This is a genomic window from Sagittula sp. MA-2 (assembly GCF_030126985.1).
GTDB lineage: Bacteria > Pseudomonadota > Alphaproteobacteria > Rhodobacterales > Rhodobacteraceae > Sagittula.
In genome coordinates, this window is sequence record NZ_CP126145.1 from 4453256 (window position 1) to 4468215 (window position 14960).

Consider the following 14960-nt stretch of genomic DNA (forward strand, 5'->3'; position numbering starts at 1 on the left):
AGGTGCAGGAAGGTAGGCAGCGACTCAGGCAGCGTCAAGATGCTGTCGCGCGGGCGAGGGCTTGTGTCACAAGTTCGTGCGGGATCGGCATGTAGTGGTTGGTTGCCGTCCACAACAGCCCGGTTTCGATCTCCCGATCCGGATAAAGTTGAGCGAGCGCGGCGTGATAGACCGCCACCTGCCGCAGCAGGCCGTCTGGCGTTTCCTCTGGCGTCGCGGGGGTCGTGCGGTTGGTCTTGTAGTCGATGGCGACAACCCGGTCATGCGCCACGATCAACCGGTCAATGATACCGTGAATACGGCCCAGCGGTCCGAGGTCGGCAGTGATCGGCACCTCCGCCAGCGAGTCGGGTCCGAAGAAACCGGCGAAGGCGGGGTTTTCCAGAACCCTCAGCGCCTCGTCCATGATCTGCGGAAGCTGCTCGCGGATCAGGATGGTCTCCGGGTGGCCGGCGTATTGTTGGACAAGGCTTTCCCCAGCCGAGCGGCGATCTTCCGGTAGCAAGGGGGCGAGAACTTCGAGGAACGCGTGCAGTGCGGTGCCCCGGGCGGTCGCTACCTCTTCGGTGTCGCCCTCTGCACCGCCCAATGCCTTTGCGCCGCCAAGGTCGGACGGGGACCGGGTCTTCGGCAGCTCCTCCGGCGGTGCGATGGGCCGCAGGAGATGATCGGGCATCACGACCGCGTCGACCGACCGGGGTTCCGGGGCCGTCATCTCAAGATGTGACCAGTCGGTTCCGAGTGTCAGGCCCTCGCCGGACCCGAGGCCGCCGAAATCGAAGGCTTTTTGCACGGCGCCCGACTCCGTCATTCCGCGCCGCACCTTGTCGTACCACGCCTCCGGCTTGTCGGTGCCATCGCCCGCGGCAGCCACGATCAGCCACTTCTCGGCACGGGTCAGGGCGACGTAGAGCAGGCGGTCGCGTTCCTGTGCTTCCTTCACCTTCGCGGCCTCGACGGCGGCCTGCTGGCGCGGCGGCTGCGCGTTGGAGGTCTGCTTCCAGATCACACCGTCCGGGTCCGACAGGAGCTCTGCCTTGATCGAGGTGTCGGGCGCCGCGCAGTCGGGCAGGATAACGATGGGCGCCTCGAGGCCCTTCGCCCCGTGCACCGTCATGACCCGCAGGGTTTCGCCCGCGCTGTCCGGCGCCCGCTTGATCTGCAGGTCGTCCGACTGTGCCCATTGCAGGAAGCCGGTCAGTGTCGGCACGGCGGTCTGCTCGTAGGCCAGTGCCTGCTGGAGGAGCGCGTTGATCCCGTCCTCCGCCTCTTGGCCCAGCCGTCCGATCAGCAGGCGGCGGCCCTTGTGGCGGGTCAGGATGCGCTCGATCAGGTCATAGGGGCGCAGGAAGTCGGTCTGGCCGCGCAGGTCGTTCAGGACGGCCAGAACAGCCGGATGCGCGTCGCTGTCCCGAAGCGTCGGCCAGAGATATTTCGTCGTGCGCCGGTGGGCGAGCGTGAAGAGATCCTGTTCCGACAGGCCGAACAGCGGCGAGCGGAGCGCGGTGGCAAGGGACAGCGAATCCTCGGGCGTTTCGAGGAAGGACAGAAGCGCGATGATGTCCCGCACCGCGAGTTCGGCCATGACCTTCAGCCGGTCGGCGCCCGCGATCGGCAGGGCCTCCTGCTTGCAGGCGCGGATGATCTCCTTGAACAGCTGCGACCGGCGGCGGACGAGGATCAGGAAATCCCCCGCATGAACGGGCCGTGCACGGTATGTGCCGCTGTGGCCGTTCTCTTCCGGCAAGGGCGTCCCGGCGTCGATGGTCTGGCGGATGAAGCGGGCGATCCGCTGGGCGAGGATGACGGTGTGGTGCCGCGCCCCCTTGCGGTCCAGCGGCTGGTGCCACGGCCCGTCCTCGTCATCTTTGGTCTTGTCCACGACGGGCCATAGGTCGACCCGCCCCGGCATCTCCGACTTGAACGCGCGGTGCTTCTGGTCCGGGCTGAAGCCGGAGGCATCGGCCCCGTCGAAGGTGCTGTCCACCACCCGCAGGATCGGTTCTGCGGACCGGAAGCTGTATTCGAGCACCATCGCGTTCAGCGGCGCATCCGTGTTCATCAGCCGTTCGCGGAAGTCCTCGCGCATCCGGTCGAACTCGGACGGGTCGGCGCCCTGGAAGGAATAGATCGACTGCTTCTTGTCACCGACGACAAAGATGGTGCGCCGCGTCTCCCGCGCGCCTTCGCCCGACGTGAATTCGCGCGCCAGCCGTTCGATCACGTCCCACTGCACGGGCGAGGTGTCCTGCGCCTCGTCGACAAGGATGTGGTCGATGCCGCCGTCCAGCCGGTAGAGCACCCAGTCCGCCACACGTTCGTCCGACAAAAGGTCGCGGGCGCGGGTGATGAGGTCATCGAAATCGAGCCACCCGCGCCGCATCTTCGCCTCTTCGTAGGCGGGCACGAAGCGCGCGGCGAAGGCGGTCAGGGCAATGTCGCGGTCGGCGGCGGTCAGGGCCTTCTCCGTCTCGAGCGCCCCTTCGACGCGGGCGGCAAGCTGGTCGTAGGCCTCGCACAACTCGGGGGCGTTCTTGCGGGTGGTCTTCGTCGGAAAGCTCTTTCGGATCGTGCCGCCCTGCGTCAGGCAGATCTGCTTCAGCGCGGCAAGGGCCTGAGCGTCGTGGCCCTTGATCGACTGCAGCAAGGGCACCAGACCCTGCTCGGTCTTGCCGCCCGCCTTGAAATGCGGAACCAGCGCGGCGGCGAGATCCGTCTCGTTGCCGAGGAAGACCGACGCCAGAAGGGTGTCTTCGCTGTCGTCCGGCTTCAGCCCATAGGCGGCACGGATGGCATCAGGAGCGGGCGGATCGACGAAGACATCTCGCCGTGCACTGAGCGCGGCCAGCAGCTTGCCGGGATCGTCGCCCGAGATCCAGGGCGCGATGCCTTCCAGCAGACCCCGGTCGGGGCCGGAGGCTATCTGGTCGAGAATCTCGGCACGCAGCAGTTCGGCGGCACGGTCCTCCATCTCCTGGAACTGGGGGGAGACTCGCGCCTCCAGCGGGAAGCGGCGCAGGAGCGAGGCGCAGAAACTGTGGATCGTCTGGATGCGCAGGCCGCCCGGTGTCTCGATGGCGCGGGCAAAGAGGGTGCGCGCCTCCTGCAGGAAGGCATGGGAGGGCGTCGTCTCTACCCCGAGGCTTGCCAGTTCGTCGCGCAGTTCGGGTTCCGGCAGCATGGCCCAGGCGCCCAGCCGCTTGAACAGGCGGTTCTGCATCTCGGTCGCGGCGGCCTTCGTGTAGGTCAGGCAGAGGATGTGCGACGGGTCCACGCCTTCCAGCAGCAGCCGCGCCACACGGTCGGTCAGGACGCGCGTCTTGCCGGACCCCGCGTTTGCCGCCAGCCAGGTCGAGGCATCGGGGGCCGCGGCATCCACCTGCCGCTGTGTCGCCTCGTCCCTCATGTCAGCCTCAACAGGTCGGCGTCATCGGTCACGTCCCATTCGCCGAAGCGCGAGAGGTGGTCGTAATCCGCGATGTCGGTGTCCTTCATCAACGCGCGCCGGGCGGTGTAGCCCTTCTCCTCGTCCATGTAGGCGGCGATCAGGGCGCAGAACTCCTCCCACGTTTTTTCGGGCGGGCTGTCGGCCAGCGGCGCGGGGACCTCCTTCGGGTCGCCGGGCTTCAATTGTATATAGGTGGCTGCGGCGATGTAGCGGGGCGCGATGTTCGGGAAGGCGCCCTGCTGCAGCATCGCCGACTCCAGCAGAAGCTGCTTGTCGAAATAGAGCTGTTCCTTGGCGGAGGGCGCGCCGCCGGTCTTGTAGTCGTAGACATGCACGCCCGCATCCTGCGCGATGTCGATCCGGTCGGCCCGAGCCTTGAGCGTGAACCCCAGCGCCGAGATGGCGGCCGCACCCTCCGTCTCGAAGTTGTCGAGGTGCGGGGCGGCCCTTTGCCTGCGGTCCGCCTCGCTGTCGCAGAACCACGGCGCGAACCGCGCGACCCGCGCCTGCCAGAGTGCGCGAACGGTGGGAAACGGCACGTCGTCCAGCAGGACCCGGGCGATCTGCATGAGCCGGTCGGGCGTCAGGCGGTCGGGATCGGCCACGGTTTCGCGGATGAAGGTCTCGATCACCTCGTGGGTCACGACGCCGCGCATGAGGGCATCGGGCGCCTGCATCAACGGATCGAGGGCCTTCAGCCGCAGGATGTAGCGGGCGTAGATCGCGTAGGGGTCGCGCACGAGACGGCGGATCGACGTGACCCACAATTCCTGCGGACGGGTCTTCGCAGGCGGTGCGGGCGAGGGCCTGCGCGCCGGCTCCGCCACGATCGGGGTTTCGGCGGCGGTGGCCAGTGCGGTCCAGTGCGCACCACGTTGCCGCATCTCCTCCAGCGCCTTGGGACCGTTGCGATCCGGCAGGCCATTCAGGAGGTTGGTCAGCCGGTTGATCCAGCGTGACGGAACCGTCTCTGCCTCGTCGGATTTCAGCGACCTCGTCAGCCAGATCTCCGATGCGGCGGCGGCCTGCTGGAAGTCATGCGCGGACAGGCCGATCCGGCGTTCGGGCAGCAGAAGGCCCGCCTGCGCCCGCATGGAGCGGTTGAGCCACGGGTCGGCGGCGGGGCTTTCCGGCCACGCGCCTTCGTTCAGCCCGGCGAGGATCAGCAGGTCCGCGCCCATCACGCGTGCCTCGAGCGTGCCCCAGATCAGGATCTTTGGATGCGGAGCGTCGCGGTCGCGCACCTCCTCTCGGGACACCAGCGCCCCGAACAGATCGGCATAGTCGCGGGCGGTCATGTCGGTGCCATGCTCCGCCTCGACCTGCAGGGTCTCGGTCAGCGCGCGCAGCTTGCGGCCCGCGTTCTCGGCCCAGAGCGGCGCGGGATCGCCATCGGGCCCGGCCGTCAGCGCCTCCGCCAGCGCGAGATGCCGTTCGATCCACTCTGCCAGCGGCAGGGTGCCGGTCTGTTGGCGGCCGCAGAGTGTCGCGGCCCAGGCGCCCCACCTTTCCGAGTCCCGGGCCGTGGCCCAAGCGGTCAGCGTTTCGGCATCGGGATAGGGCAGGCCGGTCTTGCGGATGTGCAGTTCCAGTTCGCGCGTGGTCAGCAGATGCGGGCCGCGGTCCTGTCCGGCGTGGGTCAGCGGGTGTTTCAGCAGGCTCAGCAGCAGCTCTGCCGTCAACGGTGCGGTGAAGAGCTCGGCGACCAGCCGCAGAAGCCGTCCGGGCGGGGTCAGCTGCGCGGGCGTACCGGCGGAATCGTCAGGCAGGATGTTCCAGCGGTCGAGCGCGGATGTCACCTGCCGCGTCAGCATCCGGTCCGGGGTGATCAGCGCGGCGGTTGTCCCTTTCTCCGCCGCCTCCCGCAGCCGCAGCGCGATGGCAAGGGCCTCTTCACGCTGCGAGTTCGCCTCGAGCAGCGTGACACCCTCCATCGCCTGCGGCAGATCGGGCAGGTTCGGACCTTCGGAGAGCCACTGGTGCGTGACCGGTGCCGGGCGCATCGCGAGGGAGATCACCCGGTTCCGCGCCGCACTGGGCGGCTGCCCATCGGTCCAAGGCCGCACGTCCCCCGCTGTGATCTCCAGCTCCCGCATCAGTTTCGCGAACCTGTATTGCGGATGATCCTCGCTGGTCAGCGGATCTTCCAGCTTGGACCAGACGGCATCTGGCATGTCCGTGTCGAAGCCCGGCAGGACGATGGCGCCCTGCGGCAACTTTGCCACGGCTTTCATCAGTGCATGCGTCGTGCCGCGCGACCCTGTGGAGCCCGCGATGATGACCGGATGACGGGGCGGCTGTGCCTCCCACGCCTCCAGCCGCAGTTCCAGCGCCCTGCGGTTGAAGGCCTGCGCGTCCGGGGTCGCGTCCTTGTCGAAGTACTGCTGCACGATGTTTAAGAAGGTCAGCGCCCGCTGCCAGTGCCCCGATTGGTCGGTGACGTCGAGGTTGGCAACCGTTTCCGGCGACACGCCCTCGACATGCATCTCCTCCATCAGCGTGGCGAGGCTGTCGGACAGGTCGAACAGCGCGGACCGCGGGGCGAGGTCGGGCTGCGTTTCCAACAGGCGAGAGACGAGGCCCGTCAGTTCCAGCCTCCGGCGCAGCGGCGATACCGGCGCAGGCAGGGCGGCGCGTGTCAGCGGATCGGCCAGGTCGGTCAGCAGCCGGATGCGCGGCAAAAAGGAGACGGGCCCGGCGTCGAACAGGCTCCGCAGGCGGCGGCGCATCCGGTCCGTGGCAACGTAAAGCTCCACCCGGGCGATGGCCTCTGGCGGGCTGCCGTCCAGCCGCGCGCGCAGGCCGTCAATCAGGGCGGCAGGGAAATCCACGCCGGGGGGCAGGGCGAAGACGCGCGGCCCCGCGGCGTCGTCGGTAAAGAGGTCAGGCATTGGCGCGGTCCAGCATATCTTCGGCCAGCGCGATGCCCTCGGGATGACCCACGTCGCACCATGTGCCCGGATAGGCGATGCCGTGGAAGCGGCCCCGTGCGGCGGCATCCTCCCACAGGCGGTGCATGGAGAAGATGTCCTCCCCGATCCCCCGCAGCGCATCGGTCTTCACGATCTGTGCGCCGGTATAGACCATGTCGCCGGGCCGGGTGAGGGTTCCGTCCCCGGACAAGGCGAAGTCGCCGCCGCCCTTGCGCCCAACGGCACGGGCCAGCGGCACACAGAGCAGCAGGGCATCCATGCGCTCCGGCTGCCATGCGTCGGACAGCAGCGCCAACGGGTTGGGACCGGACCAGACCGCGTCGGTGTTCAGGGTGAAGACCGGCCCTTCGCCCAGCAGCGGCAGGGCGCGTTTCAACCCGCCGCCGGTGTCGAGGATGTCCGGCAGTTCGACGCTGACGTGGACGCCGGAACCGGCAAGATGCGCCTCGATCCGGTCCGCGTGGTAATGCGCGTTGACGACGCGCACCGGGACGTCGCGCGCCAGGTCCAGCGCATGATCCAGCAAGGCACGCCCGGCCACCTCGATCAGCGGTTTCGGGCGGTCCTTCGTCAGCGCGCCCATGCGCGTGCCGAATCCGGCGGCGAACAGCATTACTGCGTCGGGCATCGTGCCAGGAGTTCCTGAAGAAAGGCCGCGTTCGGTGCGGGCAGTTTGGCGATGATCGGCCGCATCGGTTCCAGAGCGGGGTGAAGCGACTGGATCTGGATATGCGACCAGCAGCGCGGAAGGAAGTCCAGGTAGCGGGTCTTGCCCTGCGTCACCGCAAGCCGCGCAAAGACCCCGAGGATGCGTAGGTTGCGTTGAACGCCCAGCACCGCATAGGCCGCGCGGAACGCCTGCGGATCGGTGCCGGTGGCGTCGATGTAGGCGTTCAGGCAGGCGGCTTCGGTCGCGGGCTGAACGTCGCGCCGCACGTCCCGGCAAAGCGAGGCGAGGTCATAGGCCGGATGCCCCGCCAACGCATCCTGGAAGTCGAGCAGCCCGACCCGCGCCGCGCCGGAGCGGCCTGGCAGCATCAGCAGGTTCTCTGCATGGAAGTCGCGCAGGACAAGCACACCCTCGGGTGCTGCGTATTCCCTCAGGATCGGCAGGAAGGTGTCCGTCGCCTCGGCGAGCAGGTCCGCCATCTGCGCGTAATGCGTGAACGTCAGGTCGATGGCACCGGCGAGGTGCTCCGGCGTGGCGACGGGCAGGGAGTCGGGCGCCGGGTACCCGTGCAGCCGTACCAATGCCCGCACCGCCGCAAGGTAAAGCGACGTCTCCGCTTCGGCGTCGCGGGCCAGCGTCGCGATCAGCCCGTCGCCGAGGTCCTCGAGCAGCAGCATCCCCGAGGTCTCGGCCAGCACCTTCGGCGCGGACAGGCCGAGGCTGTTCAGATGGCGGGCCAGCCGCGCAAAGAGGGCGGCATCGCCGTGCGGGTCCTGCATGAGGATCGCCGTTTCGTCACCGCGTGTCAGCCGTGCATAGTGGCGGGAGGACGCATCGCCGGCCATCGGATGCACGGTTGCGTCGCCCCAGCCGGCCTCTTCCAGGAAGTGATCGACCGGGTTTTCGCGCGCCTCCGTCTGTGCGCCGGCCCAGGCTGTCTTGAGCCGCTCGTCCCATTCCGGGTCGCTCCAGCCGATCGTCAGGGTGCGGGTGTCGTCATCGCCGACGGTGCGGAACGTCAGGTGCAGCGCCGAGGCCGGGGCGAGGTTCTGCAGCCGGTCGGGCCATTCGACAAGGCAGATCGCGTCCTCGAAGGCATCCAGCAGACCGAGTTCCACGATCTCCTGCGGGCCGGTCAGCCGGTACAGGTCGGCGTGCCAGAGAGGACCGCTGCGGGTGTCGTATTCCTGGACAAGGGTGAAGGTGGGGGAGGGCACGTCCTCCGGCGTCTCCAGCAGGGACTGCACGAGCGCACGTGCGAAATGGGTCTTGCCCGCGCCGATCCCGCCGGACAGCAACAGCACGTCGCCGGGCCGCAGGCGCGCGCCCAGCACACGGGCCAGAGCTTCGGTGGCGTCGGGCGTCGGCAGGGTCAGCCTGCGGTTTCGGGTGTCCTGAACGGTCATGGCGCGAGGATAGCCTTCGCGCCTGTCGCTGCAAGCGCGATCAGTCGCGCATGGCCGCCTCGCTGATCTTCAGGGACGCCGGTGCCCCCGCGACATGAGAGAACCGCACCATCGTCGCCCCCGAAGAAACCGGTTCGACCGCGCAATGCAGGTGCTCGCCATCGGTGGTGACAAGTTCGGCGTCCCAGCAGGCCCGTTCGCGCAGGGTCAGGACGAAATCGCGGATCTCCGACCAGATCGGGCTGGGCAGGCATCCCGCGCTCCAGTCCTTGGTGGCATCGACGATGGTGATCTCGGCGAAGGCGCTGTCGGGGTCGCAGTTCCAGCGGTCCCGATAGGCGGCGTTGGTGAAGGTCAGCACCCCCAGCCGCGAGAACACCGCCACCGCATCGTCGAACCGGTCCAGAACGGATTGCGTCATCTCAAGCTCCGACCGGAAGCGGCGCGTGAGAGAGATCTCGGCGCTGATGTCCTCGATCAGGAAGGCGACGGCGCCATCGGGATGTGGGCGCCCGGTGATCTTGTAGGTCAGGCCGGACGGCAGGTTCCACGTTTCCGCATACCGGTCCTCGCGCGCGGCCGAGACCACGTCATAGATCTTCTCCCGCCACGTGTTGTAGTTCTTCGGCTCCGGCATCATGCGGTTTTCGCGCATGTGGTCGAAGAACGACAGGAGGTTCGGCTTCGCCGACAGGAAGTCGACCGGCAGGTGGGTCAGGTCGACCAGCGCGGGGTTGAACAGCACCAGCCGTCTATCGCGGTCGAAGACGGCAAGGCCGATGGGCAGGTGCGCGAATGTCTTGGTCAGGGTCTGCACGAAGTTGCGCTGCGCCATCTCGGCCTCGACGAGGTTGTTGATCGACGACGCGTAGTGCAGCCAGGACGTGCCGACGGGCCGCGAGATGACCTCGTACCAGAGCGCCTCGCCGGTGCGGGTCCGCAGGCTGACGCGATCCGTCTGCACCGTGCGCTTGATCGGCAGCGGCAGGTCGAAGGGGCATTCGTCCTCGTCAACCGCGCCGGTGTCCGCCTTCAGGGTCTCGAACGCCTCGTTGGCCCAGGTGAGCGCGCCGTCCTCCGTCTGCCAGATCGGGTAGGGGGCATTGTCGCAGATCTGGCGCATCATCTGGTGATCCGCGTCCAGCACTGCCGCCCGGAACAGGAGAGCGGGTCCGCTGTGTGGCGTGGACAGGCTGACGCGCAGGTTCCGCCCCGAAGGCACTGCATCCAGCCGTGCATCGGCCAGCAACTCGGAGCTCCACGTCCGTTCGACGTCGGGCGGATCGGCGGGCAGTTGCGGGAACCCCGGCAGCAGGTGTGCGCGCAGGTCCTGCCATGTGACGCCGTGCAGGTTGGAGCGGTCGAAAAGGTGGAGCGCATCCGGCGTGTGGTCGATGACAACACCGTTCCGGAACAGGATGACGGTGTCGATCTGCGGCCGCCCGAACCTCAGACGCGCATCTTCACGGCGTTTCGAGACGAGATAAACGAACAGCGCTGCAAATGCAGCGGCCCCGCCTCCTGCGCCGATGGCAAGAACCATGTAGTCCTCCAAACCGCTTCCCCCGCCTTGCGAACCAGACATGACACACCCGGGATAAACCTAGCTTCAGCTTAGTTAACGACCGGTTAAACGATTGCAGTGAGGACCCTAGCCGCTGATGAGCTGGTTCTCCCCCAGCGGCGTGCCTCGGCTGGCCGGGTCCGGGACGATCTTGGCGCGCGGCCAGATGACCTCCACGATGGCCCCGGTCGGCTGTCCGGTCTCGGTCATCGGCGCGTAGGGATCGGACGCATTGGCAAAGCTGAGCTCCGCCCCCGACCGTTCCAGAAGGGTCTTGGCGATGAACAGTCCCAGGCCCATGCCCTCGTATTCCGGCCGTGCCCGTCGGTCCGCGTCGGACCGGCGGCGGCGCATGAAGGGGTCGCCGATGCGCCCGATCACCTGCGGCGGGAAGCCCCGGCCGTCGTCGAGAATGCGGATGGAGATCAGGTCGTCGGTCCACATCGCCTCCACCCAGACGGTCGTCCGGGCGAAATCGACGGCGTTCTGCACGAGGTTGCGCAGGCCATGGATGATCTCGGGGCGGCGCAGGATCTGAGGCGGATTGTACTCTCCGCCCGGGCCGGGGCCGTCCTCGATCAGGATCTCCTTGCCGCGGTCCTGATGCGGCTCGGCGGCTTCGCGGATGACCTCGACAATCGGCGCCTGCCGCATGTGCAGGTCGTCCTTCCCGGCGCGGCCCATGCTGCGCAGGATGTCCCGGCAGCGGTCCGCCTGGCTGCGGATCAGCAGCGCGTCTTCCTTTAGGTCCGGGAAATCGTCCAGCTCCTCCGCCAGTTCCGACGACGTCAGCTTGATCGTCGCCAGCGGCGTGCCCAGCTCATGCGCCGCCGCCGCCACCACACCGCCGAGGTCGTTCAGCTTCTGCGCGCGGGCCAGCGCCATCTGCGTGGCTGTCAGCGCGTCGGACATGGAGTTCATCTCGCGCGTGATGCGGCGCGTGTAGGCGGACAGGAACACAAGCGCGATCATGATAGCCACCCACTGACCGTAGACGAACACGTCCGGTATGCGGAGGATGAAACCCTCTTCGGTCCGTAGCGGCAGGTGCCAGAACACCATTCCCGTCACCAGCACCATCGCCGTCAGCATCAGCGTAATTGTCGACCTGAGGCTCAGCACCGTGGCCGAAATCGTCACCGGCCCCAGCACCAAGAGCGAGAACGGGTTGTGCAGCCCCCCGGTCAGGTACAGCAGGAAGCACAGCTGCAGCAGGTCGAACATCACCATCAGGAAGTTCTCGGTCTCCGACAGGCGCTTGCTTTCGGGGAAGACGAAGATGGCGACGAGGTTGCCGACGACCGATGTGCCGACGGCGAGGTAGGCCAGCCCAAGCTCGAGCTGGAGGTTGTATAGCCGTTGCGCGATCGTGATCGCTGCAAGCTGGCCAAGGATGGCGACCCAGCGTAACAGGATCATCGTGCGGAGACGGATCCAGTTGCTGCGCTGCTCTTCGCCGATCAGACCGAGTTCAGTTGTGCTCATTGGGATTGTTTCGTCTGTCGCGCTTGGTTAGGCAAGTGTTGGATGACATTCCGCAAACAATATGTGTTCCGCCGAGGAGAGTGCCCATGACCCGAACCTTGTCCTATGCCGCGATCGGCGCGGTCGTCGTTTTGCTGGGTGGCACCTTCGCGGCCTCCGCCGGCTGGCTTGACGGCTTGTTCGGCGGCAGCTCGGATGACGTGTACGCCGACTGCCGGGAAGGGGCTGTTGCGGGCGACATCGGCGGACCTTTCGAACTGGTGGACAAGGACGGCAACACGGTGACCGACGCGGACGTCATCACCGAGCCGGCGCTGGTCTACTTCGGCTACACCTTCTGCCCCGATGTCTGCCCCTTCGACACGGCGCGCAACGCGGATGCGGTCGACCTGCTGGCGGACCGCGGGATGAGCGTCACGCCGGTCTTCATCACCATCGACCCTGAGCGGGACACGCCCGAAGCGGTCGGCGAGTTCGCCTCCAACCTGCATCCGAAGATGGTCGGGCTGACGGGCTCTGCCGAGCAGATCAAGGCCGCCAGCCAGGCCTATCGCACTTACTACAAGAAGCAGGACGGCGATCCGGACTACTACCTCGTGGACCACTCCACCTTCACGTACCTCGTTCTGCCGGGGGCTGGGTTTGTCGACTACTTCCGCCGCGAGGTCACGCCGGAACAGATGGCAGACCGTGTCGCCTGCTTCATAGAAGCCACTTGACAGCGGCAAGTGGTAGCGTTTGACCCCACCAGTAGGCGTGGTTAATAGTGATCCCCACGGCAGCGCAGCGGGAGACAGGCCTTGGCAGAACGCGACATAGACGACCTGGGCGACGACAAGTCCCTGCTGCTCGTTGACGACGACGAACCGTTCCTGAGGCGCCTGGCCAAGGCCATGGAAAAACGTGGTTTCGAGGTCGAGATGGCAGGCTCTGTCGCGGCGGGATCGGCCATCGCCACGGCGCGGCCCCCGGCCTACGCGGTCGTCGACCTGCGGCTTGAGGACGGCAACGGACTGGACGTGGTGGAGGTGCTGCGCGAGAAGCGGCCCGATTCGCGGATCGTTGTCCTGACGGGCTATGGCGCCATTGCGACGGCGGTCGCCGCGGTCAAGATCGGTGCCACGGATTACCTGTCGAAACCGGCGGATGCGACCGACATCACCAATGCGCTTCTGTCGAAGGGCGACGAACTTCCGCCGCCACCGGAGAACCCGATGAGCGCCGACCGCGTGCGGTGGGAGCACATCCAGAGGGTTTACGAGCTGTGCGACCGCAACGTGTCCGAGACCGCCCGGCGGTTGAACATGCACCGGCGCACCCTGCAGCGGATCCTCGCGAAGCGGTCGCCGCGCTGAGCGACAGCTCGTAGGGCGGGGCTGTGCGCCGCCCGTCCCGAGGTCACAGCAGGCTGATGCGGGACCGGGCGGAGACCGCCTCGTCCTCCAGCGTTTCGATCGACATGATGTGCCAGTCGAGCCCGGTCTGTCCCTTGGCACCGGCATCCTTCAGCGCCAGTTTTGCCGCGCGCGCCTGTTCCGCCGACATCGACAGTGCTTGGGCCACCTCTGCACGGGCGGCCTGGATCTCGGCCATTCGCTCGGCGTAGGCCTTGTCCGAAATCTCTCCCGCCGCGTGCGCTGCCTTCAGGTCGGCGATTTCCTGGTTCTGCGTCTCCAGCAGGGCCGGCATCGTCTCTGTCAGCGTGGCCATCTGCTTCTGCGCCCCGGAAATCGCCGGGGTCACGCGCGACAGGGACACGAGTTCGACCCTTTCCCTCACCTTCCTCTGCCCGACGGCGTTGCCCACCACGGCCCCTGCGGCACCGCCGGCCAGCGCGCCCACCAGACACTTGCCGCCTTCCGAAGCCGACACCACGGCCAGGCCGCAGCCGGCGGCTGCGCCGATGGCCGCGCCCTGCATCGTCGTGCGGCGCAGGATGTCCTTGGTCATCTGGTCCAGCGCCCGCGCCTGTTCGACCATCGCGTCGTCCGCCCCGTCCTGCGTCGCCGTGAAGGAGAGCGCCGATGCGTTGCGGCTGACCGACGGCATCTGACCGCATGCGGCTACACTCATGACGATGACGGACAGGACGAGGATCTTTGCAGGCAACACGGTTACACTCCTTGAGGTATCGAAACAATGCGGGGCCTGGGCCGCGCTTTGTTCGCTATTTCAGGGAAATGGGGCCAGATTTTGACAAAGTGATCCCAATTGAACGGCGTTCTAGGAATGCGCGGCAATCAGAGCGGGTATCGCTTCACGATCCGGTCGACCACGCTGCCGTCCTTCCGGGTCACGTCCCCGGGGATCACATAGTCGTCCGCAAACCCCATGTGGCCGTAATACCCGAGGCCGGAGTCGTTGTCGGAGGTGATCCGCGCGAGGATCGCCACCCCGCCCCGCGCCCGGCAGGCGGCCAGTGTGGCATTGAACAACGCCCTGCCCGCGCCTTTGACCGGAGCGCGACGGTCGGTAAAACTGCCGATGGAATAGAGCCCGTCGCCAATATTGAACACGTTCTGGAATCCGACGATGCGGCTGGAGGTCTCGACCACGGTGCTGATGGCGGGGCCGTCGATGAATTCCTCGGTAAAGCTCTGTTCGGTGAACGGTTCCTCGTAGGCGGTCGTGCCCCCCTGCGCGATGGTGAAGTTCACGATCTCCATACAGGCGGACATGTCGTCGGCGGTCATCGGTCGGGTCTTCAGCATCAGAGCATGTCCATCAGGCTGGCGTGGCGCGCGGTGAAATCGTGCCGTGCATCGACGGGCGGGCGCAGGCGGATCGACAGGTCGGCGATCATGTCGAGATCGGGCGCGCCGAAGAAACGGTCTGCCTCGGCACGGGTGAAGCCGGCGATTTGCGTCGCCTCCATCCAGGCCGAGATCCGGTCGGCCTTCTTGATCTGCTTCTTCAGCCGCGCGGGCGTGACGGCGGGCAGGCCGAACCGGATGTGGATCGCTGCCGACAACCGCTTGTCCAGTTCCTCGTAGCCGGGACCGACCGCCGCCTTCACCGGGCTGATCATGTCGCCGATCACGTACTCCGGCGCGTCGTGTAACAGTGCCGTCAGCCGTTCGGTTGCGCTGGCCTTCGGACACAGGCGGCCAAAGAGTTCCTCCACCAGCAGCGAATGTTCGGCCACGGAATAGGCATAGTCGCCATGGGTCTGGCCGTTCCAGCGGGCCACGAAGGCCAGCCCGTGCGCGATATCTTCGACCTCGATGTCCATGGGGGTCGGGTCCAGCAGGTCGAGCCTGCGTCCGGACAACATCCGTTGCCACGCGCGAGGGGGTTTGGCCATGACGTCTCCGGTGTCCTGTCCTGTGCGCCCTTTGGTTAAGGTTTCGCGGCGGCGGTGTAAATCGGGGGTACTTCGCGGGCAACCGCGCCTGATGAAAGGACTTCTTAACCGCGTTCAGCCTATGCGCGGTACAAGCGCATTGTGTGGCAT

At 67.0% G+C, this 14960-nt stretch carries 11 protein-coding genes; 2 read left to right on the forward strand and 9 right to left on the reverse strand.

Going from position 1 to position 14960, the window contains the following annotated elements:
• Positions 1–34: 34 nt before the first annotated feature.
• The 6 genes from addA to regB form a co-directional block, all read right to left on the reverse strand.
• Positions 35–3406 (reverse strand): double-strand break repair helicase AddA, encoded by a 3372-nt coding sequence (gene addA / locus QNI11_RS21760; protein ID WP_283981739.1) that lies wholly within the window; start codon positions 3404–3406, stop codon positions 35–37.
• The gene (gene addB, locus QNI11_RS21765; RefSeq protein ID WP_283981740.1) at positions 3403–6339 is read right to left on the reverse strand and encodes a double-strand break repair protein AddB; all 2937 of its coding nucleotides are present in this window, start codon (positions 6337–6339) and stop codon (positions 3403–3405) included. The genes addA and addB overlap by 4 nt, the downstream gene beginning before the upstream one ends.
• Positions 6332–7009, reverse strand: coding sequence for a nucleotidyltransferase family protein (locus QNI11_RS21770; RefSeq protein ID WP_283981741.1), 678 nt, complete (start codon positions 7007–7009; stop codon positions 6332–6334). Before QNI11_RS21770 ends, addB begins: the two co-directional genes overlap by 8 nt.
• Entirely contained in the window at positions 6994–8457 is a 1464-nt protein-coding gene (tsaE, locus tag QNI11_RS21775; protein ID WP_283981743.1) for a tRNA (adenosine(37)-N6)-threonylcarbamoyltransferase complex ATPase subunit type 1 TsaE, read from the reverse strand. The genes QNI11_RS21770 and tsaE overlap by 16 nt, the downstream gene beginning before the upstream one ends.
• Positions 8458–8497: 40 nt before the next feature.
• A complete protein-coding gene (locus QNI11_RS21780; protein WP_283981744.1) occupies positions 8498–10000 on the reverse strand; it encodes a PAS-domain containing protein in 1503 nt (500 codons plus the stop codon).
• 108 nt (positions 10001–10108) lie between these two features.
• Positions 10109–11506: a sensor histidine kinase RegB gene (gene regB / locus QNI11_RS21785; RefSeq protein ID WP_100928756.1), complete on the reverse strand. Its 1398-nt coding sequence runs from the start codon at positions 11504–11506 to the stop codon at positions 10109–10111.
• Between the two features lie 86 nt (positions 11507–11592).
• Between regB and QNI11_RS21790 the strand changes: the two genes are divergently transcribed.
• On the forward strand, positions 11593–12225 hold the full coding sequence (locus QNI11_RS21790; protein ID WP_283981745.1) for an SCO family protein: 633 nt from the start codon (positions 11593–11595) through the stop codon (positions 12223–12225).
• Positions 12226–12306: 81 nt separating this feature from the next.
• Complete coding sequence (locus QNI11_RS21795) at positions 12307–12861, forward strand: ActR/PrrA/RegA family redox response regulator transcription factor (protein ID WP_005864075.1); 555 nt, start codon at positions 12307–12309, stop codon at positions 12859–12861.
• A 43-nt stretch (positions 12862–12904) separates the two neighbouring features.
• Here QNI11_RS21795 and QNI11_RS21800 read toward each other — a convergent pair whose 3' ends face one another.
• The 3 genes from QNI11_RS21800 to QNI11_RS21810 all read right to left on the reverse strand — a co-directional run bounded on the left by QNI11_RS21800 (position 12905) and on the right by QNI11_RS21810 (position 14810).
• Complete coding sequence (locus tag QNI11_RS21800) at positions 12905–13618, reverse strand: hypothetical protein (protein ID WP_283981747.1); 714 nt, start codon at positions 13616–13618, stop codon at positions 12905–12907.
• Between the two features lie 128 nt (positions 13619–13746).
• Positions 13747–14217, reverse strand: coding sequence for a GNAT family N-acetyltransferase (locus QNI11_RS21805; protein WP_283981748.1), 471 nt, complete (start codon positions 14215–14217; stop codon positions 13747–13749).
• On the reverse strand, positions 14217–14810 hold the full coding sequence (locus QNI11_RS21810; RefSeq protein ID WP_100928760.1) for an HD family hydrolase: 594 nt from the start codon (positions 14808–14810) through the stop codon (positions 14217–14219). The genes QNI11_RS21805 and QNI11_RS21810 overlap by 1 nt, the downstream gene beginning before the upstream one ends.
• Positions 14811–14960: the final 150 nt, after the last annotated feature.

Excerpts from the sequence above, each read along its gene's own strand:
- addA (WP_283981739.1), bottom strand. The coding sequence starts at position 3,406 with ATGAGGGACGAGGCGACACAGCGGCAGGTGGATGCCGCGGCCCCCGAT.
- addB (WP_283981740.1), bottom strand. The coding sequence starts at position 6,339 with ATGCCTGACCTCTTTACCGACGACGCCGCGGGGCCGCGCGTCTTCGCC.
- QNI11_RS21770 (WP_283981741.1), bottom strand. The coding sequence starts at position 7,009 with ATGCCCGACGCAGTAATGCTGTTCGCCGCCGGATTCGGCACGCGCATG.
- tsaE (WP_283981743.1), bottom strand. The coding sequence starts at position 8,457 with ATGACCGTTCAGGACACCCGAAACCGCAGGCTGACCCTGCCGACGCCC.
- QNI11_RS21780 (WP_283981744.1), bottom strand. The coding sequence starts at position 10,000 with ATGGTTCTTGCCATCGGCGCAGGAGGCGGGGCCGCTGCATTTGCAGCG.
- regB (WP_100928756.1), bottom strand. The coding sequence starts at position 11,506 with ATGAGCACAACTGAACTCGGTCTGATCGGCGAAGAGCAGCGCAGCAAC.
- QNI11_RS21790 (WP_283981745.1), top strand. The coding sequence starts at position 11,593 with ATGACCCGAACCTTGTCCTATGCCGCGATCGGCGCGGTCGTCGTTTTG.
- QNI11_RS21805 (WP_283981748.1), bottom strand. The coding sequence starts at position 14,217 with ATGCTGAAGACCCGACCGATGACCGCCGACGACATGTCCGCCTGTATG.
- QNI11_RS21810 (WP_100928760.1), bottom strand. The coding sequence starts at position 14,810 with ATGGCCAAACCCCCTCGCGCGTGGCAACGGATGTTGTCCGGACGCAGG.